Genomic DNA, 17,842 nt, shown 5'->3' with positions numbered 1-17,842 from the left:
GACCCTGCCTCAGTCTGTGGTCGCCAACGCCGGCTGGGGCGCAGGTTTGGGTCTATGGAAAAGTCGCTCGAGCCACAAGTATATGACCGGAGTGGTAAACAACGTCAGCATCTGGCTGACCAGCAAACCGCCGACTACGGCGATGCCTAACGGCTGGCGCAATTCGGCGCCGGTGCCGTAACCGAGCATCAGCGGCAGCGCGCCGAGCAGGGCGGCGAGGGTGGTCATGATGATCGGCCGGAACCGCGTGATGCATGCTTCGAAAATCGCATCCTGCGGCGACAGGCCTCGGTGTCGCTGGGCTTCGAGTGCGAAGTCGATCATCAGGATGCCGTTCTTCTTGACGATCCCGATCAGCAACACCAGCCCGATCAAGGCCATGATCGAAAAGTCCTGGCCGCAGATCCACAGCATGATCACCGCGCCCAAACCTGCCGCCGGCAGCGTCGAAATGATCGTCAGCGGGTGTACGAAGCTTTCATAAAGCACGCCGAGAATGATGTACACCGCCACCAGCGCCGCGAGAATCAGCCACGGCTGACTGGCCAGCGAACTCTGGAACGCCTGCGCCGCACCCTGAAAATTGCCGCTGATGGCGGTGGGCATGCCGATCTCGGCTTTGGCCTGATTGAGCAGAATCACCGCATCACCCAAGGCCACGCCGGGCGCGAGGTTGAACGACAGGTTGGCGGCGGGGAACATGCCGTCGTGGGCAATCGACAACGGGCCAATGGTCGGCGCATCGAATTTGGCCAGCGCCGATAGCGGCACCATCTCGCCACTCAGCGGTGAGCGCAGGTAGAAATAGTTGAGGCTTTCGGCCTTGCCGCGCTGCTTGGTGTCCAGCTCCAGAATCACGTTGTACTGGTTGACCTGGGTCTGGAATTCGTTGATCTGACGTTGACCGAAGGCGTCGTACAGCGCCTCGTCGACGTCGCTGGCGGTCAGGCCGAAACGCGCGGCGGCGCTGCGGTCGATGCTGATGTGGGTGATGCTGCCGCCCAGTTGCAAATCGTTGGAAATGTCGCGGAACGCAGGGTTGCTGCGCAGTTTTTCCGTGAGGCGTTGCGTCCATGTCGCGAGCGTCGCGCCGTCGTTACTCTTCAGCACGTACTGATACTGCGCACGGCTCGGGCCAGAGCTGAGGTTGATGTCCTGGCCTGCGCGCAGGTACAGCACGATGCCGGGGACTTTCATCAGTTGCGGGCGGATGCGGTCGATGAACTGGCTGGCGCTGACGTCGCGGTCGCCGCGTTTTTTCAGGGCGATCCAGAAGCGGCCGTTGGCGATGGTCTGGTTGCTGCCGGAGACACCGACCGAATGGGAAAACGCCTGCACGGCCGGATCGGCGGCGACGATTTCGGCCATCGCCAGGTGTTTTTTCACCATGTCGCCGTAGGAAATATCCGCCGCAGCTTCGGTGGTGCCGAGGACGAAACCGGTGTCCTGCACCGGGAAGAAACCTTTCGGGATAAAGATGTAACCGCCGATGGCCAGCGCCAGCGACAAACCGAACACGCCGATCATCAATTTCTGATGGGCGAGGGCGCGGCGCAGGCCTCGTTCGTACCAGCCGAGCAGGCGTTCGCTGAAGCCCGGTTTGGCGTGGGCGTGATGCACCGGTTTGCGCATGAACAGTGCGGCCAGCGTCGGCGCCAAAGTCAGCGACACCACCACGGAAATCATGATGGTGGAGGTTGCGGTCAGGGCGAATTCCTTGAACAGTCGCCCGACCACACCGCCCATGAACAGCAGCGGAATAAACGCCGCCACCAGCGAGAAACTGATCGAGACCACGGTGAAACCGATCTCGCCGGCGCCCTTGATCGCCGCTTCGCGCATATCGTCGCCGGCCTCAAGGTGCCGGTGGATGTTTTCCACCACCACAATCGCGTCGTCGACCACAAACCCAACGGCCACCACGATCGCCACCAGCGTCAGGTTGTTCAGGCTGAAGCCGAGGATGTACATCAAGGCGAAACTGGCGATCAACGAAACGCCAAGCACCGCCGACACGATCAGGGTTGCCGACAACTGGCGCAGGAACAGCGCCATCACCGCGACCACCAGCATGATCGCGATCAACAGGGTGATTTCGACTTCATGCAGCGAGGCGCGAATGGTCTGGGTGCGGTCGATCAGGGTTTTCACTTGCACCGAGGCCGGCAGCATCGCTTCGAGACCGGGCAGGGCGGCTTGAATGCGGTCGACGGTTTCAACGATGTTGGCGCCGGGTTGGCGCGAGATCACCAGGTTCACCCCGGGTTGGTCACCGGCCCACGCTTGCACGTAGGCATCTTCCGAACCGTTGACGACTTTGGCGACATCGCGCAGGTGAACCGGGGCGCCATCCTTGTAGGAAACGATGAGTTGGCTGTAGTCCTCGGGGTGGAACAACTGGTCGTTGGTCGACAGCGTCGAGATGCTCGACTCGCCGTACAGCGCACCTTTGGCGAGGTTGAGGCTGGTCTGCTGGATCGCCAGACGAATGTCGGCGAGGGTCAGGCCAATCGCCGCGAGTTTGTCTGCCGAGGCTTGCACACGAATCGCCGGACGTTGCTGACCGGTGATGTTGATTTGTCCTACGCCGTCGATCTGACTGATCTGACGCGAGAGCAGGGTTTCCACCAGATCGCTGAGTTCGGTGCCGGGCATCTGCGTCGAGCTGACGCTGAGGATCAACACCGGGCTGTCGGCCGGGTTGACCTTCTTCCACGTTGGCAGCGTCGGCATGTCCTTGGGCAGTTTGCCGGCGGCGGTGTTGATCGCCGCTTGGACTTCTTGCGCAGCGGTGTCGATGCTTTTATCGAGGGTGAATTGCAGGGTCAGCAGGCTTGAGCCCAGCGCACTGCTGGAGGTCATCTGGGTCATGCCGGGGATGGCACTGAATTGCACCTCCAGCGGCGTGGCCACGGACGAGGCCATGGTGTCGGGGCTGGCGCCGGGCAACTGCGCGGAAACCTGAATCGTAGGAAATTCCGCTTCCGGCAGTGGGGCGATGGGCAGGCGCGGGAAGGCAATCAAACCGACCAGCACCAAAGCGATGGTCAGCAGGATTGTGGCGACTGGGTGATCGATGCACCACGTGGAGACGCCTTTGTGCGCCTTCATGGTTTCGGCTCCGCTTGCACCACCTGCGCCGGCTCGGTCATGACTTGCACGGTCGAGCCGGGCTTGAGCCGCGACTGGCCGTCGGTGACCAGCACATCACCGGCCTTCACGCCTTTGATGATGTCCTGGCCGCTGCCCTGATAAACCATCTGCACTTGCACGGCTTCAACCTTGTCGCCGTTCACGCGGTAAACGAAGTGTTGGTCGAGACCGCGTTGTACGACGGTGGGTGGGACGACCAGCGCATCTTTGTCGAGGGCCGTCTGAATTTTTACCGTGACCAGCAGGCCGGGCCAGAGCTTTTGGCTGGCGTTGGCGAATTCGGCTTTGGCGCGGATGGTGCCGGTGTTGGCGTTGATCTGGTTGTCGATCAGGGTCAGGTGACCTTCGCCGAGCAGGTTGCCGGTTTCACCATCGGTGTCGGCGCCGATGTAGGCCTTGACCTGGGCGCGTTGCGGATCGTTGATCAGGCCTTGCAGGGTCGGCAGCATTTGCTGGGGCAGGGAGAACTCAACGGCGATCGGGTCGATCTGGGTGACGGTGAACAGGCCGGCGGTGTCGGTCATGCGCAGGAAGTTGCCTTCATCGACTGTACGAATACCGACGCGGCCGGTGACCGGGGAGCGGATTTGCGTGTAGGAAAGTTGTACCTGCGCGGAATCGATGGAGGCCTGGTTGCCTTGAGCGGTGGCCTTCAATTGGTTGACCAGGGCTTGTTGTTGGTCGTAGGTCTGTTTCGAGATGCCGTCGTCGACGGTGAGCAATTTGTAGCGTTTGAGGTTGACCAGGGCGACTTGCAGTTGTGCCTGGCTTTCGCCCAGTTGGGCGCGGGCCTGGTCGAGGCTGGCGCGGATGGATCGGTCGTCGATGGTGGCCAGGAGGTCGCCTGTTTTGACGAGTTGGCCTTCTTTGACGAGGATTTTGGTGAGGATGCCGTCGATTTGTGGGCGCACGACCACGCTGTGTAATGAGAGTACGGAGCCGATACCGCTGGTGTAGCGGGGGACGTCTTTTTCGCTGACCGCTATGACTCGCACGGGGATTGCTGTGGGGGTGGCGAGTTTGGTCGGGGCGGGTTTCAGGGCGTACCACAGACCTGCGCCTGCGAGGACGATCAATAGGGTAGCGAGCAGGGCTTTGTTCTTTTGGATTCGCATGCGGGTCGGGCGCCGGACGGATTTTGGGCAGGGTTAGGGTCTTTATAAACTTGTTTGGGGGTCAGGAGGGTGACGGCTAGCTGTCGGCGCTGTCAGTTTCGTTGGGTGCATATCCGTTGTTGCGGGTGTTGCTGATTACGGTTCCGCCCTTACGGCGGGTCACTTTTGACAAACGCCTCAAAAGTAACCAAAAACGCTTGCTCCTACGTGCGGCCCGCTCGCTGGGGCTCGGGGTTCCTTCGCTCCGGGATCGATCCGGGGGGCAGCGCCTACGGTTTGCTTCGCTGCACCTCCTCTCGCTGTGTTTGGCTGCGCCAAACGGTCGCTGCGCTCCCACCCCCGGATCAATCCCTCCACTCAGCCTTCCGACGTCGCCCGTGGATCAAGATCAAGAGCTGCACCCGAGCTTGCGCTCATCGTGTTGAGTGGTGAGAAGCAGAAGCGGTGTGCGTTCTGCTTTTGCTCTCCGTAGGAGCAGAGCTTGCTCGCGATGGCGCCCAACCGGCCAATCCATTTAATACAGACTGCACACAATCTCTGTGGGAGCGGGCTTGCCAGCGATGGCGGCCCGCCAGCCGACCATTTTCTTCAGTTGGCGGCAATCTCATGTAGGAGCTGCCGCAGGCTGCGATCTTTTGATCTTGCCTCTGACGTCGAACATCAAAAGATCGCAGCCTGCGGCAGCTCCTACATCGGCAGTGGGTGTTTAAAAGCGTTTCGAAATGGGTGAACCTTCCCACAAGGTTTTCAGGTTGTCCGTCGGACGCGCGCTCTCTAGTCTTGGCTTGTCGCCGAAAACTCGGCGATCGGGTGTGAGAACCCGGGCTAAGTATTATTCCACCTGCAGTATCGTCATAATTGCCGCCAGTTCATTGCTGCCTGCATTTCTATGGCGGCTGTGTGCGGGCGAACTTCGGTTCGGCCGGAAGTGGTGGTTCTTACCCGGTTTCTCACCCTGCACATAGCTGCCACCCAATACGTCGCGTGAGAAACGGCAATTGGTTGGCTCCGATCAGTGAGAACCGATTCCATGACTAAGCCCGTACCCGATCCCCCGCTCGAAACAACAACCCCCCTCGAAGACGCCATCCGCGCCGACGACCAGATCAAAAACCGCGAAGCCATCAAACGCGCCCTCGATTTTTACCTCAGCCCCGACCCGATAAAACCGCGCCTGCCGAGCACGATGTTCCTCGTCCACCCGAACATTGACACTGAAAGCCTGCTCGCCCACGCCTGCGAATCCCTGGCATCGGCCAACGTGATGGCCGGCGATTTCGCCGATCAGCTCAGCCGCCCGCAACGCAGCACGGCGTTGGCCATCCAGCAGATCGTCATGCTTGCCGAATTGGCGGTAAACCGGGCACTGGATCGGGTTGATCCCCAGCCCTGAAACCCCGTAGGAGCTGTCGAGTGCAACGAGGCTGCGATCTTTTGATTTCGTTTTTTTACAAAGCCAAGTCCGGAGCAAAAGATCGCAGCCTTCGGCAGCTCCTACAGTGCCGGTGTAGGCCTCGGGTTTTTCAGTTTCCATCGATAAGTTGATAAGTCCCAAAAAGAGACCTATCGTTCCCTTTTTGGGACTCTTCGGCGGCCGCAATGGAAAGCATCTCTCTAAGCGAAGCGCTGTTCACTAATACTCAGCAAAAAGTGTTGGGCCTGCTTTTTGGCAAACCCGATCGGACGTTCTACGCCAATGAGATCGCGCGTTGGGCGCATGTGGGTAAAGGCAGTCTCATGCGTGAGCTTGATCGCTTGCACCGGGCGGGGGTGTTGCGCATGACACGGGTGGGCAATCAGACCCATTACCAGGCCAATCCCGATTGCCCTGTCTATACCGAGCTTTTGGGCATATCTCGCAAAACTTTTGGCATTGCCGAACCTTTGCGCCAAGCGCTTCAGCCGTTTGCCGGGCTAATTGTCTGGGCGTTTGTCTATGGCTCTATCGCTAAGGACAAAGCAAACACACTCAGTGACATTGATCTCATGCTGATCGGCGAAGGCCTGCACTACAGTGACGTGATGGAACGGCTCATGCCCATGGAAGAGCAACTGGGCCGCCCCATCAATCCGACGCTTTACACCCCGCAAGACTGGGCAGCGAAGCTGGCAGCACAAAACAGCTTTGTTGTGCGGGTGGTGCAGCAGGAAAAAATCGATCTGTTAGGGGCAAACCCTTTGGAGTCCAAGGATGGGCAGCAACGAGAGTCTGGAGAATCTTCTACGTAGCGGCGGACTGAAAGCGGAGCCGCCGGATCACAAGGAGTGTGTCGGCTTGATGCGCTCGGCTGTGGATCGGCTCAAGGATGCGCAAACGTCTACGTTGTCTTTTGCCAGCCGTTTCGACTTGGCTTACAACGCAGCTCACGCCTTGGCCCTGAACGCACTTCGGTTAAGTGGCTATCGATCAGACAAACGTTATCTGGTTTTTCAATGTCTAGTGCACACCGCGCAGGTCAGCAAGGTGCAGGTGCGGTTGTTCGCTTTGTGCCACGAACGGCGCAACCTTGCGGAGTACGAAGGGTACATGGATGAGGATGAAGCGCTGTTGGCGCAACTGCTGGATAGCGCAGCGCAATTGCTCCATACCCTCCAGGAGCAATCGCGTTGAAGTCCGTCATCTTTCTCGTCGAGCCCGTTACCATCCGGCGAACGGCGCAAATCTTCAGGTGCCGACGCGGGGCGTGCAGGTATACTGCGCGCCTTCGCGGCTCACTGTTCGGGCCCGACTTTTTGCTTTCCGGAGCTTTCATGACTTCCCCGACCCAACCGCCGGTTGACGACGCTATCAGCGATGTCCCGGCCGATCTGACTGACGTCAGCGAAACCAAGCCTGCGATCCCGGCGTTCAAGTTCCCGTTCAAGCCCGGCGAATTGGCGGCTGGCAAGGACTCGAATCAGCCGTGGTACAAGAACGGCGCCAAGAACGGCCACACCAAAACCCCGGGCATGGCCCCGCCGGGCACGCGTCGGTCGATGGGTAAGCGCTGAGTGAGATCTGCTTTTTCTGACGGGCCTCTTCGCGAGCAAGCTCGGCTCCTACAGGTTTTGTGTCGTACACAATTGTATGAACACCCTACAACCCCGTAGGAGAAGGCTTGCCCGCGAAGAGGCCATTAGCCTCAGCACAACTCTCGAATCAAGCCGCCCGCAACGAAATAAACGCATACGTCTGCGCCGGCTCTGTCACCACCTGAGCCCCGGCCGCCAGCACTTGCCCGGCAATGTCCTCCCCGGACACATGAAACAACCATTCACTCTGCGCCGTGTTCAGCGGTTGCTCGATCACTTGATCAATCACCGACGCGAACGCGTCCATATTGGGCAGATACGCGGTAAAGCCGTCGCCCTTCAACGCCGTGGTACGAATCCCCAACGTCGCGCAAATCGCATCCTTGAGCCGAATGTCATCACGATCCGCCTGGCGTGAGCGCTGGATCAATTCGACCAGTTCCTGATCCACCAACTCTCCGCCCACAATCAACGCCGGCCCTTGTTCCCAAGACTCTGGCGGGCAATCTTTGGCGGCGGGATTGAGCGGGATATGCGGGTTGATTTCCGCCGGATAAATGCGGCACACCAGTGGGCGACGCTCGTAGATGCGGCAGAGCTTGTCTTCGTCAAGATTCCGGCAAGGCCCGACGTTGTACGCGGCGAAGGTGATTGCCACGTGCGCAGCGGTCGCGCCGCTGCGTACCGCCGCTGAACGACGTTCGGCGTGCTCGCGTTGCTGTGCTGGCAAGCCGAGTCCGTTGCCGAGAAAGGCCTCGACCAACACGATCACTTGACCACCGTCCGCCGCCCACATGCGGGCTTCGGCCAGGGTCAGGGGGACGTGGTGGTCGGTGCAGCATTTGCCGCAGCCTACGCAGGAAAACGTTGTATTCATTGAACGGCCAGTCGCGATTCAGGGCATTAAACGGTGACGGAAAACCACCGCGCTGACCTGAATCGAAGCAAGTTGTGCGCCACTCACTGGGTTTTGGCGGTCGGGCGGATCGAGTCCCACTCGGTGACGAACGCGGTTTTCGACTGCTTGTTGTAGAGGCACAGCTCAGTGCCTTGCTGGCCTTTCATGTGTTTTTGCGGGTAGGTGCCTTGCAGCAGAACGGCGGTGTAGCCGACGCGGTCATCGAATTGCGCGGGGCTGCCGACGGGTTTTGGGGTTTTGAGACCGCTGGCTTTGGTGCAACTGGCGAGGACGGTTTTATCGTAGGCGGCCCAGGCGTCGGGGCTTGAGGCTTGGGCCTGGGAGGCTAGGGCGGTGAGGCAGAGGAGGCTGAGGGTGAGGGCTTTCATGATTGGGCGTCCTTGGTGTGGGTGGCCAAGGTTGGAGTCTGCCCAGACAGGGAAGTTGCCGGTGCTGGCCTCTTCGCGAGCAAGCCCGCTCCCACAATTTGAAATGCATTCCAAATGTGGGAGCGGGCTTGCTCGCGAAAGCGGTAGTTCAGTCCGGCACAATCTCCCGGCGGACTACAACCATCCCGGCACTTTCATACAAGCGCTGCGCCCGCAGGTTGTCTTCCAGCACCTTCAAATCAACAAACCCTTCACGCCGCTGCTGAAACACCTTGAACGCATTCATCAGCAACGCCCGGCCCAATCCTCGACCCTGCGCCCGAGGATGCACCACCAGATTCTTGATATAGGCACTCGTCCAGCACTGCGCCACACCGACAACCCCTTCGCCATCGCAGGCAATAAAGCACAAGCTCGGGTCGTATTCCGGATCGCGCTCAAAGCGTTGCTGCCATTCATCGAGCATCGGCACCCGGCCGCCGCCCTCGCGGTAACCGAGTTGCATCAGGTGATGCACCGCTGGCGCCAGTTCTGCGCGGTAAACGGAAATCTCGATGCCTGAGGGCCATTGCACAGCCGGCACGACTTCAGCCAAGTCGCGCCGCATCAGAAAACAATACGTCTCGCTCAACACTCAATGCCCGTGCGCAGCGACGTGCTTGGCCGCTTCGATCAAACGCTGGGTCAGTTCCGGCGAGGAGAATTTGGTCAACACCGCATTCGCTCCGGCCAGCCGCGCTTTTTCGCTGTTCATCGCGCTGTCGAGCGAGGTGTGCAGCAGCACGTAGAGGTGGGCGAAGTCCGGGGTTTCGCGCAGGGTGCGGGTGAAGGCGTAGCCGTCCATTTCGGACATTTCGATGTCGGAGACGATCAGGTTGATCTGCTGCGCCGTGCCTTGCAGGTCGAGCAGGCAGTCGATGGCTTCCTTGGCGCTGCGCGCGGTGTGGCATTGCAGGCCGAGGTTACGCAGGGTGTGCACCGATTGTTGCAGCGCGACCTGGCTGTCGTCGACCACCAGAATCCGTGCGTTACCGAGGACTTCGGCGTCTTCCATGGTCAGGTCGGTCGGCGCCATTTCGATCTGCGCCGGGGCGATGCTGTGGATGACTTTTTCGATGTCGAGCACTTGCACCAGCGTGCCGTCCACCGAGGTCACGCCAGTGATGTAAGCGCGCGGGCCGCCGGAGCCGAACGGTGGGGGTTTGATGTCGGTGGTCAGGCAGTGGACGATTTTGCTCACGGCTTGCACGTGCAGGCCCTGCTTGGAACGGCTGACGTCGGTGACGATCAGGCAGCCGCCGTCCGGGTCTTCGAGTGGTCGTTCGCCGATCGCGCGGCTGAGGTCGATCACCGAGAGCGAATTACCGCGCAGGGTGGCGATGCCTTTGACGTGCGGATGTGATTCCGGGAGTTTGGTCAGCGGCGGGCAGGGAATGATTTCACTGACTTTCAGCAGGTTGATCGCCATCAGCTTGCCGCTGCGCAAGGTAAACAGCAGAAGCGAAAGTGAATCTGCGCGGGCTTTGGTGGAAGACATATAAACCTTCTGTGGAAAAAGGTGGTGGGCGAGGGTGGGGATCGCCAGGAACTATTGATGCCGGGTTATCGGCGTTAAGGGGTGGGGCTTTAGGTCAGTTGTCGGGTTGGGGTTGGATTCAGAGCCGGATCCAGCGCCCCTCACCCCAGCCCTCTCCCAGAGGGAGAGGGGGCCGACCGAGGTGTCTGGCGTTTTACATCGACCTGAACGACCGAGTCGATTATGGATTCGGTAAAGCAGGTTCACGTCGGCGGACATCGCCAATATCCCCCAATCAGTCCCCTCTCCCAGTGGGAGAGGGCTAGGGTGAGGGTGTGCTTCTAGCCCTTCATACCCAACCGCTTCGCCATCCGCCCAAGATTCGCCCGATCCAGCCCCAGCTCCCGCGCCGCACTCGCCCAGTTATCCTGATTCCGCTCCAGTGCCGCACTGATCAACCGCCGCTGATACTCCTCAGTCGCACTGCGCAAATCACCGTTAATCAACGGCGCCGTCGCGACAACATCAGCAGCCGCGCCGGCAGAGTTATCCACAACCTCACGCGGCAAATCCAGATCCGCTGCACTCAAACTCAAAATCTTCGGCCGCACCTTGCAGTTACCCAACGCCTTCAACGCACTGCGCCCAATCAAATGCTCCAGTTCGCGCACGTTGCCGGGCCAGGTATAAGCGAGCAGCGCTTCCTGCGCATCGCTGTTCAGACGCAGGCTATTAAGGCCCACGCGCGAACGGTTCTGCTCCAGAAAGAAACCGCTGAGCAACAACACATCCCGCCCACGATCACGCAGCGCCGGCACACGCAGCGGGTACACACTCATACGGTGATAGAAGTCGGCACGATAGCGACCGCTGCGTACTTCCTCGGCCAAATCGCGGTTGGTCGCGGCGATCAAACGCACGTCGACTTGATGCTCTTTATCCGAGCCCAAACGCTGCAACTGCCCGCTCTGCAACACCCGCAACAACTTGGCCTGCACCGTCAGCGACAATTCGCCGACCTCATCGAGAAACAGCGTGCCGCCATTGGCCAGTTCAAACTTGCCACGACGGTCGCTGGTGGCGCCGGTGAACGCGCCGCGGACGTGGCCGAACAGTTCGCTTTCCACCAAGGTGTCCGGCAGTGCGGCGCAGTTGAGGCTGATGATCGGTTTGTCGGCGCGCGGGGAGGCGGCGTGGATCGCTTGCGCCACCAACTCTTTGCCGACTCCGGTTTCGCCAGTGATCAATACAGTCAGGTCACTGCCGCCGACCAGGTTGATCTCTTCCACCAAGCGTTTGAGCGCTTTGCTCTGGCCGATCATTTCGCGGTTCTGCTGACCGCTGGCCTGACGGTACACCTCGGCGCGCTGATGCTCGTCTTCGGCACGATTCGCCAGACGCTCGATGCGCTCGGCCGCGTTGACCGTGGCCGAGGCCAGACTGGCAAACGCTTGCAGAGCATCCAGTTCAATCGGCTCGAAACGCTCCGGATCGAGCGCGTCGAGGGTGATCAGCCCCCAGAGTTTTTCATCGACAAACAGCGGGCAGCCGAGGCAGTCGTGGACTTCCAGATGTTCGTCGAGCCCATCGACCAAACCGTCATAAGGATCGGGCAAGTCGCTGTCGGCGGCGAAACGCGTTGGCCCGGCACCGGCCAGAAGGATTTCGAAGCGCGGGTGCTCGCTGACCTTAAAACGGCGGCCAAGGGTGTCGGTACTCAAACCATCGACTGCCAGCGGCACCAGCGATTCACCGTCGAGGCGCAACAACGCGGCGGCATCGCACGGCAGCAGGGCGCGCATGGCTTCGAGCAAGCGTCGATAACGCTCGCCCTCGGGCAGTTCGCGCGACAGGTCGGAGACTAGAGGCAACAGTGCGGTAAGCAGGGATTTGGCGGTCATGGTCGTGTAGTCAAAGAGACAAGATGTAGTCGCGATGACTATAAAACCGTTTGAGTCGTTATGACTACGTATTTCTCAAGCCATTGATTTATAGGCATTAAAAAGTTGGCACGGAAACTGATATGACTCAGATAACTTTTTCAAGAAGCTCAGGAGTCACTCTTATGCTTAGCGTCCAGGATCGTGCCATCGTCAAATCCACCGTGCCTCTGCTGGAAAGTGGCGGGGAAGCGCTGATCACGCACTTCTATCGCATGATGCTCTCTGAATATCCGGAAGTACGCCCTCTGTTTAATCAGGCGCACCAAGCCAGCGGCGATCAACCGCGTGCTCTGGCCAACGGTGTGTTGATGTACGCCCGCCACATTGATCAACTCGATCAGTTGGGCGATCTGGTGGCGAAGATCATCAACAAGCATGTGGCCCTGCAGATTCTGCCGGAGCACTACCCGATTGTCGGTACCTGCCTGCTGCGGGCGATCTCTGAAGTGCTCGGTGACGAAATCGCCACCCCGGAAGTGATGAGCGCGTGGGGCGCGGCGTACGGTCAACTGGCCGACATTCTGATCGGTGCAGAAACAGCCATCTACGACGAGAAAGAACACGCAGTAGGCGGCTGGCGTGGGGCGCGCGACTTTATCGTCGCAGCCAAAGTTGAAGAGAGCGCGGAAATCATCTCGTTCTACTTCGAACCTGCCGACAAAGGCCCGATTCTGGCAGCCGAGCCGGGTCAGTACATCGGCATGAAGTTGATCCTCGATGGCGAAGAAATCCGCCGCAACTATTCGCTGTCGGCGCTGGCGAACAAAGGTCAGTACCGCATCAGCGTTAAACGTGAACCAGGTGGTCGTGCGTCGAATCACTTGCACGATCAACTGCACGTCGGCGCGAGCATTCAGCTGTTCCCGCCATCGGGCGAGTTCACCCTGACGGCCAGCCATAAACCGCTGGTGCTGATCAGCGGCGGCGTGGGCATCACGCCAACATTGGCGATGCTCGAAGCGGCGCTGGAAACCGAGCGTCCTGTGCACTTTATCCACTGCGCGCGCAATGGCGGCGTGCATGCGTTCCGCGATTGGGTGGATGGCTTGGCGGCGCGTCATCCGCAGCTCAAGCGTTTCTACTGCTACGCCGAAGACGATGGCGTGAGCCCGGCGGCGGACAAGGTCGGCATGTTGAGTCTGGAGCAATTGGGCGAGTGGTTGCCGGAACAGCGTGATGTCGATGCTTACTTCCTTGGGCCGAAAGGCTTCATGGGCGCGATCAAGCGTCACCTGAAAGCGCTGGGTGTGCCGGAGAACCAGAGCCGTTACGAGTTCTTCGGGCCGGCTTCGGCTTTGGAGTAACCCCCAGCAAAAGATCGCAGCCTTCGGCAGCTCCTACAGGGAAAGGGTGTAATAACTGTAGGAGCTGCCGGAGGCTGCGATCTTTTGATCCTGGATTTAATGAATCCTTAACCGCTTTATCGTTTATTCCCCCGGTGTAGACTTGCGACAACTTTCAGCCGCACGCCGGCTGAACCATGGACATACAAGGGAAACGCGATGAGCGAGGAAACAATGCGGTTGGGACGTGAGCGGCGCTTTCTGGTGCTGTTGGGCATCATCTGCCTGGCGCTGATCGGTGGGGCGTTGTACATGCAGATCGTGCTCGGTGAAGCGCCATGCCCGCTGTGCATCTTGCAGCGTTATGCGTTGCTGCTGATTGCGATCTTCGCGTTCATCGGCGCGGCCATGCGCACGCGTCGCAGCATCACCGTGTTCGAAGTGCTGGTGGTGATTTGCGCACTGGCTGGCGCTGCCGTCGCCGGGCACCACGTGTACACGCAGTTCTATCCGGCAGTGAGCTGCGGCATCGATGTGCTGCAGCCGATTGTCGATGATCTGCCGCTGGCGAAGATCTTCCCGCTGGGCTTTCAGGTCGACGGTTTCTGCTCGACGCCGTACCCGCCGATCCTCGGCCTGTCGCTGGCGCAATGGGCGCTGGTGGCGTTCGTGTTGGTGGTGATTCTGGTGCCGCTGCTGACCTCGCGTAACCGCAAGGCACTGCGCTGAGTCAACTATTCGGCAAGCAAGCCGATACAGAAAACGCCTCGATTTGCGGATCAGTAAATCGGGGCGTTTTGCATTTCAGAGACTTTGTGAAAACACCGTGACGAACGGCAACGGAGGGTGCGACAGGTGTGCGACATGTTGTCACACGCGGTGTGTCGCAGGGCTTCGCGAGGGGCTGGATTGGCCTCCTGTTACACAAAAACATTGGTCTGTTTCGGCAATTTTCTGCTTTTAAGCACAAACGCTCGAACAGGCAGTTTTAACACGCTCTGGCAAATGGCCAGAGCCCTTGTGTTATCGGACTTTACGCTGATATCGACGTGGGAAAAAGCCATCAGAGCTGTCTGAACTGAGGCGGGTAGACCTACAATTTTTGGTGTTTTTGTTGAGAATCGATTTCGATAACATGTGGAACTTTTGCAAAAATGGCGATGGATTGTTGCTCGAACGGATAAAAATTATTTCGGGATAAGACATGGTGTATAGGGCGCTACCTATCTACAATCGCCCGCACTGAATTCCCGGCACTGTTCAGCCTTTATTAAGGAGGCGAGCAGGAAGTCGGGTGTCGAGTGAGTCGTTAGGCTTCCAAGACACCCAGGTGTCGGTGCCTTCCAACTTTCCGCACCAAATGGAATTGGTCTGTAACTAGGCCTTTGACCACGAATTCGAATAAGAACTCACCGCTGTCCCAGGATTTGTCGAGCGTCTGACGCGAGACGGGCGGCCCTTATTCAATCCAAAGAAAATGCCAACCCTTGGCAGGGTGAAGTGTTGGCGATCAAAACCCAACTGCATTGCGCAAGCTGCTTTAGAGGTCGTGAGATGAGTAAAAACAGGTACCCCAGATTACTAGGCCTAGTGCCGCTGCTCGGCACGTTGTTGCTGGGAGGCTGCAACATGACCTTGCTCAATCCAACGGGCCAGGTCGGCCTGGAACAGCGCAACCTGATCATCACCGCGACCCTGCTGATGCTGTTGGTCGTTGTGCCGGTTATCGTCATGACCTTCCTGTTCGCCTGGAAATATCGCGCGTCGAACAAGAACGCTGTCTACACCCCGAAATGGTCGCACTCGACCAAAATCGAAGTGGCGGTGTGGACCATCCCGGTTCTGATCATCATTGCCCTGGGTTACATCACTTACATCTCGACTCACGAGCTGGATCCGTATCGTCCGATCGAATCCGACGTCAAGCCTGTGACCATCGAAGTGGTCGCGCTGGACTGGAAGTGGCTGTTCATCTACCCGGAACAAGGCATCGCCACGGTCAACAAGATCGTGTTCCCGGCGCACACGCCAATCAACTTCAAGATCACCTCTGACGCTGTGATGAACTCGTTCTTCATCCCGGGTCTGGGCGGCCAGATCTACGCGATGGCGGGCATGCAGACCAAGCTGCACCTGATCGCTGACCGTAACGCTGAAATGGACGGTATCTCCGCCAACTACAGCGGCGCGGGTTTCACCGGCATGAAGTTCAAAGCTATTTCCACCACTCAGGAAGATTTCGACGCCTGGGTAAGTGAAGTCAAGAAGTCACCTAAACAGCTTGATCAAGCTGAATACGCAGCCCTTGCCAAGCCAAGCCAGAACAACCCAGTCGAGCTCTACTCCTCGGTCACGCCGAACCAGTTCCAGATCATCGTCGACAAGTACGAAGGTATGAAGCCGGGCAAGCCGCTGAAGCACGAGAAGAAAGAGAAAGAAGTGGCGGCCACGGAAATTGACTCGAGTTCGCATTCAGCTGCCGGGGCAGAGGAGTAAACGATGTTTGGTAAATTAAGTTGGGAAGCAGTCCCATTCCACGAGCCGATCGTGATGGTGACCATCGCCATGATCGCCCTCGGTGGTCTGGCGCTGTTCGCTGCAATCACCTACTTCAAGAAGTGGACGTACTTGTGGACCGAGTGGCTGACTTCGGTTGACCACAAGAAAATCGGCGTGATGTACATCATCGTCGCCATGGTCATGCTGCTGCGCGGTTTTGCCGACGCCATCATGATGCGTACCCAGTTGGCCATGGCCACCGAGGGTTCGCCTGGCTACCTGCCACCTGAACACTATGACCAGATCTTCACCGCTCACGGTGTGATCATGATCATCTTCATGGCGATGCCATTCTTCACCGGCCTGATGAACCTTGCAGTGCCGCTGCAGATCGGCGCGCGTGACGTTGCGTTCCCGTTCCTGAACTCCCTGAGCTTCTGGCTGTTGGTGTCCGGCGTTGTGCTGATCAACCTGTCCCTGGGCGTTGGCGAATTCGCCAAGACCGGTTGGGTTGCTTATCCACCGCTGTCGGGTCTGCAGTACAGCCCTGGCGTGGGCATGGACTACTACATCTGGGCGCTACAGTTATCCGGGTTAGGTACGACGTTAACCGGGGTTAACTTCCTCGCGACCGTACTGAAAATGCGTACCCCTGGCATGAAACTGATGGACATGCCGATCTTCACCTGGACCTGCACCTGGGCAAACGTTCTGATCGTGGCTTCGTTCCCGATCCTGACCGCTACCCTGGCACTGCTGACTCTTGACCGTTACATGGATTTCCACATTTTCACCAATGAACTTGGTGGCAATCCAATGATGTACGTCAACCTGTTCTGGGCGTGGGGCCACCCTGAGGTTTACATCCTGATCCTGCCGGCATTCGGCATCTTCTCGGAAGTGATCTCGGCGTTCACCGGCAAGAAACTGTTCGGCCACCACTCGATGATCTACGCCTCGGGCGCGATCTCGGTACTGGGCTTCATGGTTTGGCTGCACCACTTCTTCACCATGGGTTCGGGTGCCAGCGTCAACGCCTTCTTCGGTCTGGCGACGATGCTGATTTCCATCCCGACGGGTGTGAAGCTATTTAACTGGCTGTTCACCATCTACCAGGGCCGTCTGCGTTTCACCAGCCAGGTTCTGTGGACTTTGGGCTTCATGGTGACCTTCGCCATCGGCGGCATGACCGGCGTACTGCTGGCCATCCCGGGTGCTGACTTCGTTCTGCACAACAGCCTGTTCGTGATCGCGCACTTCCATAACGTGATCATCGGCGGTGCGGTATTCGGTTACATCGCAGGTTTCGCGTTCTACTTCCCGAAAGCGTTCGGCTTCAAGCTGCACGAAGGCTGGGGTAAAGCAGCGTTCTGGTTCTGGATCTCGGGCTTCTTCGTCGCGTTCATGCCGCTCTATGCTCTGGGCTTCATGGGCATGACCCGTCGTCTGAACGCCACCACCAACCCTGAGTGGGTACCGTACCTGTACGTTGCCATGTTCGGTGCGGTGATGATCGCTGTCGGTATCGCCTGCCAACTGATTCAGCTGTACGTCAGTGTGCGTGACCGCAACAAGCCAGAGAACATTTGCGATCACGGTGACCCGTGGAATGCACACACTCTGGAATGGTCGACCTCGTCGCCTCCGCCGTTCTACAACTTCGCTGTGCTGCCAAAAGCAGACTGCATCGACCCGTTCACCGAAGCCAAGGAAGACGGTACTGCGTACCAGCGTCCGGCCAAGTACGAGCCGATTCACATGCCGAACAACACCGCCACTGGCGTGGTGATGGGCGCACTGTTGACCGTCTTCGGTTTTGCCATGATCTGGCACATCTGGTGGCTGGCCATCGCGAGCCTGGTAGGCACTGTTGTCTACTTCGTGATCCACGCTGCACGTGACGACCAGGGCTATATGGTTCCGGTTGAAACGATCGAACGTATCGAAGCCGAGCAGCACAAGCGTCTGGTCGCGGCAGGGAAAATCCCGGCCAATGCCACCCGTGTTGAAACCTCGTTGGAACAGGCTTAAACC

Annotated in this window: 15 protein-coding genes; 8 read left to right on the top strand and 7 right to left on the bottom strand. The window is 58.8% G+C overall.

Annotated elements, in window-relative coordinates; translation table 11 throughout:
* Positions 1-9: 9 nt before the first annotated feature.
* Positions 10-3,111, bottom strand: coding sequence for a multidrug efflux RND transporter permease subunit (locus AD669_RS22020; protein WP_053123615.1), 3,102 nt, complete (start codon positions 3,109-3,111; stop codon positions 10-12).
* Positions 3,108-4,268, bottom strand: a complete 1,161-nt coding sequence (locus tag AD669_RS22015) for an efflux RND transporter periplasmic adaptor subunit (RefSeq protein ID WP_053123612.1) — start codon at positions 4,266-4,268, stop codon at positions 3,108-3,110. Before AD669_RS22015 ends, AD669_RS22020 begins: the two co-directional genes overlap by 4 nt.
* 1,030 nt (positions 4,269-5,298) lie before the next feature.
* Here AD669_RS22015 and AD669_RS22010 point away from each other — a divergent pair.
* From AD669_RS22010 to AD669_RS21995, 4 genes are all read left to right on the top strand, one after another.
* Positions 5,299-5,661, top strand: coding sequence for a DUF6124 family protein (locus AD669_RS22010; protein ID WP_053123610.1), 363 nt, complete (start codon positions 5,299-5,301; stop codon positions 5,659-5,661).
* Between the two features lie 206 nt (positions 5,662-5,867).
* Positions 5,868-6,497, top strand: coding sequence for a nucleotidyltransferase domain-containing protein (locus tag AD669_RS22005; RefSeq protein ID WP_053123608.1), 630 nt, complete (start codon positions 5,868-5,870; stop codon positions 6,495-6,497).
* A complete protein-coding gene (locus AD669_RS22000) occupies positions 6,460-6,879 on the top strand; it encodes a hypothetical protein (protein WP_053123606.1) in 420 nt (139 codons plus the stop codon). Before AD669_RS22005 ends, AD669_RS22000 begins: the two co-directional genes overlap by 38 nt.
* A gap of 140 nt (positions 6,880-7,019) precedes the next feature.
* Positions 7,020-7,259, top strand: a complete 240-nt coding sequence (locus AD669_RS21995) for a hypothetical protein (protein ID WP_053123604.1) — start codon at positions 7,020-7,022, stop codon at positions 7,257-7,259.
* Between the two features lie 148 nt (positions 7,260-7,407).
* Here AD669_RS21995 and AD669_RS21990 read toward each other — a convergent pair whose 3' ends face one another.
* From AD669_RS21990 to norR, 5 genes are all read right to left on the bottom strand, one after another.
* Positions 7,408-8,157 (bottom strand): YkgJ family cysteine cluster protein, encoded by a 750-nt coding sequence (locus AD669_RS21990; protein ID WP_053123602.1) that lies wholly within the window; start codon positions 8,155-8,157, stop codon positions 7,408-7,410.
* Between the two features lie 83 nt (positions 8,158-8,240).
* On the bottom strand, positions 8,241-8,567 hold the full coding sequence (locus AD669_RS21985) for a hypothetical protein (protein ID WP_053123600.1): 327 nt from the start codon (positions 8,565-8,567) through the stop codon (positions 8,241-8,243).
* A 148-nt stretch (positions 8,568-8,715) separates the two neighbouring features.
* Positions 8,716-9,174 (bottom strand): GNAT family N-acetyltransferase, encoded by a 459-nt coding sequence (locus AD669_RS21980; RefSeq protein ID WP_053123598.1) that lies wholly within the window; start codon positions 9,172-9,174, stop codon positions 8,716-8,718.
* A gap of 27 nt (positions 9,175-9,201) precedes the next feature.
* Positions 9,202-10,104 (bottom strand): chemotaxis protein CheV, encoded by a 903-nt coding sequence (locus AD669_RS21975; protein ID WP_053123596.1) that lies wholly within the window; start codon positions 10,102-10,104, stop codon positions 9,202-9,204.
* Positions 10,105-10,424: 320 nt separating this feature from the next.
* Positions 10,425-11,984, bottom strand: coding sequence for a nitric oxide reductase transcriptional regulator NorR (gene norR, locus AD669_RS21970; protein ID WP_053123594.1), 1,560 nt, complete (start codon positions 11,982-11,984; stop codon positions 10,425-10,427).
* Between the two features lie 164 nt (positions 11,985-12,148).
* Here norR and hmpA point away from each other — a divergent pair, with 164 nt between their 5' ends.
* The 4 genes from hmpA (at position 12,149) to cyoB (ending at position 17,839) form a co-directional block, all read left to right on the top strand.
* Entirely contained in the window at positions 12,149-13,330 is a 1,182-nt protein-coding gene (hmpA, locus tag AD669_RS21965; protein WP_053123592.1) for an NO-inducible flavohemoprotein, read from the top strand.
* Positions 13,331-13,528: 198 nt separating this feature from the next.
* Positions 13,529-14,038 (top strand): disulfide bond formation protein B, encoded by a 510-nt coding sequence (locus tag AD669_RS21960; protein WP_053123590.1) that lies wholly within the window; start codon positions 13,529-13,531, stop codon positions 14,036-14,038.
* Between the two features lie 825 nt (positions 14,039-14,863).
* Positions 14,864-15,805: a ubiquinol oxidase subunit II gene (gene cyoA, locus AD669_RS21955; protein WP_008084799.1), complete on the top strand. Its 942-nt coding sequence runs from the start codon at positions 14,864-14,866 to the stop codon at positions 15,803-15,805.
* A 3-nt stretch (positions 15,806-15,808) separates the two neighbouring features.
* Complete coding sequence (gene cyoB, locus AD669_RS21950) at positions 15,809-17,839, top strand: cytochrome o ubiquinol oxidase subunit I (RefSeq protein ID WP_053123588.1); 2,031 nt, start codon at positions 15,809-15,811, stop codon at positions 17,837-17,839.
* Positions 17,840-17,842: the final 3 nt, after the last annotated feature.

Origin of the sequence: Pseudomonas sp. P1.31, from assembly GCF_001269815.1 — a bacterium.
Classification (GTDB): domain Bacteria; phylum Pseudomonadota; class Gammaproteobacteria; order Pseudomonadales; family Pseudomonadaceae; genus Aquipseudomonas; species Aquipseudomonas rustica.
Note: the sequence above shows the minus strand (reverse complement) of the source record. Positions and strands in the feature narration are given on the sequence as shown.

Excerpts from the sequence above, each read along its gene's own strand:
- AD669_RS22020 (WP_053123615.1), bottom strand. The coding sequence starts at position 3,111 with ATGAAGGCGCACAAAGGCGTCTCCACGTGGTGCATCGATCACCCAGTC.
- AD669_RS22015 (WP_053123612.1), bottom strand. The coding sequence starts at position 4,268 with ATGCGAATCCAAAAGAACAAAGCCCTGCTCGCTACCCTATTGATCGTC.
- AD669_RS22010 (WP_053123610.1), top strand. The coding sequence starts at position 5,299 with ATGACTAAGCCCGTACCCGATCCCCCGCTCGAAACAACAACCCCCCTC.
- AD669_RS22005 (WP_053123608.1), top strand. The coding sequence starts at position 5,868 with ATGGAAAGCATCTCTCTAAGCGAAGCGCTGTTCACTAATACTCAGCAA.
- AD669_RS22000 (WP_053123606.1), top strand. The coding sequence starts at position 6,460 with ATGGGCAGCAACGAGAGTCTGGAGAATCTTCTACGTAGCGGCGGACTG.
- AD669_RS21995 (WP_053123604.1), top strand. The coding sequence starts at position 7,020 with ATGACTTCCCCGACCCAACCGCCGGTTGACGACGCTATCAGCGATGTC.
- AD669_RS21990 (WP_053123602.1), bottom strand. The coding sequence starts at position 8,157 with ATGAATACAACGTTTTCCTGCGTAGGCTGCGGCAAATGCTGCACCGAC.
- AD669_RS21985 (WP_053123600.1), bottom strand. The coding sequence starts at position 8,567 with ATGAAAGCCCTCACCCTCAGCCTCCTCTGCCTCACCGCCCTAGCCTCC.
- AD669_RS21980 (WP_053123598.1), bottom strand. The coding sequence starts at position 9,174 with ATGCGGCGCGACTTGGCTGAAGTCGTGCCGGCTGTGCAATGGCCCTCA.
- AD669_RS21975 (WP_053123596.1), bottom strand. The coding sequence starts at position 10,104 with ATGTCTTCCACCAAAGCCCGCGCAGATTCACTTTCGCTTCTGCTGTTT.
- norR (WP_053123594.1), bottom strand. The coding sequence starts at position 11,984 with ATGACCGCCAAATCCCTGCTTACCGCACTGTTGCCTCTAGTCTCCGAC.
- hmpA (WP_053123592.1), top strand. The coding sequence starts at position 12,149 with ATGCTTAGCGTCCAGGATCGTGCCATCGTCAAATCCACCGTGCCTCTG.
- AD669_RS21960 (WP_053123590.1), top strand. The coding sequence starts at position 13,529 with ATGAGCGAGGAAACAATGCGGTTGGGACGTGAGCGGCGCTTTCTGGTG.
- cyoA (WP_008084799.1), top strand. The coding sequence starts at position 14,864 with ATGAGTAAAAACAGGTACCCCAGATTACTAGGCCTAGTGCCGCTGCTC.
- cyoB (WP_053123588.1), top strand. The coding sequence starts at position 15,809 with ATGTTTGGTAAATTAAGTTGGGAAGCAGTCCCATTCCACGAGCCGATC.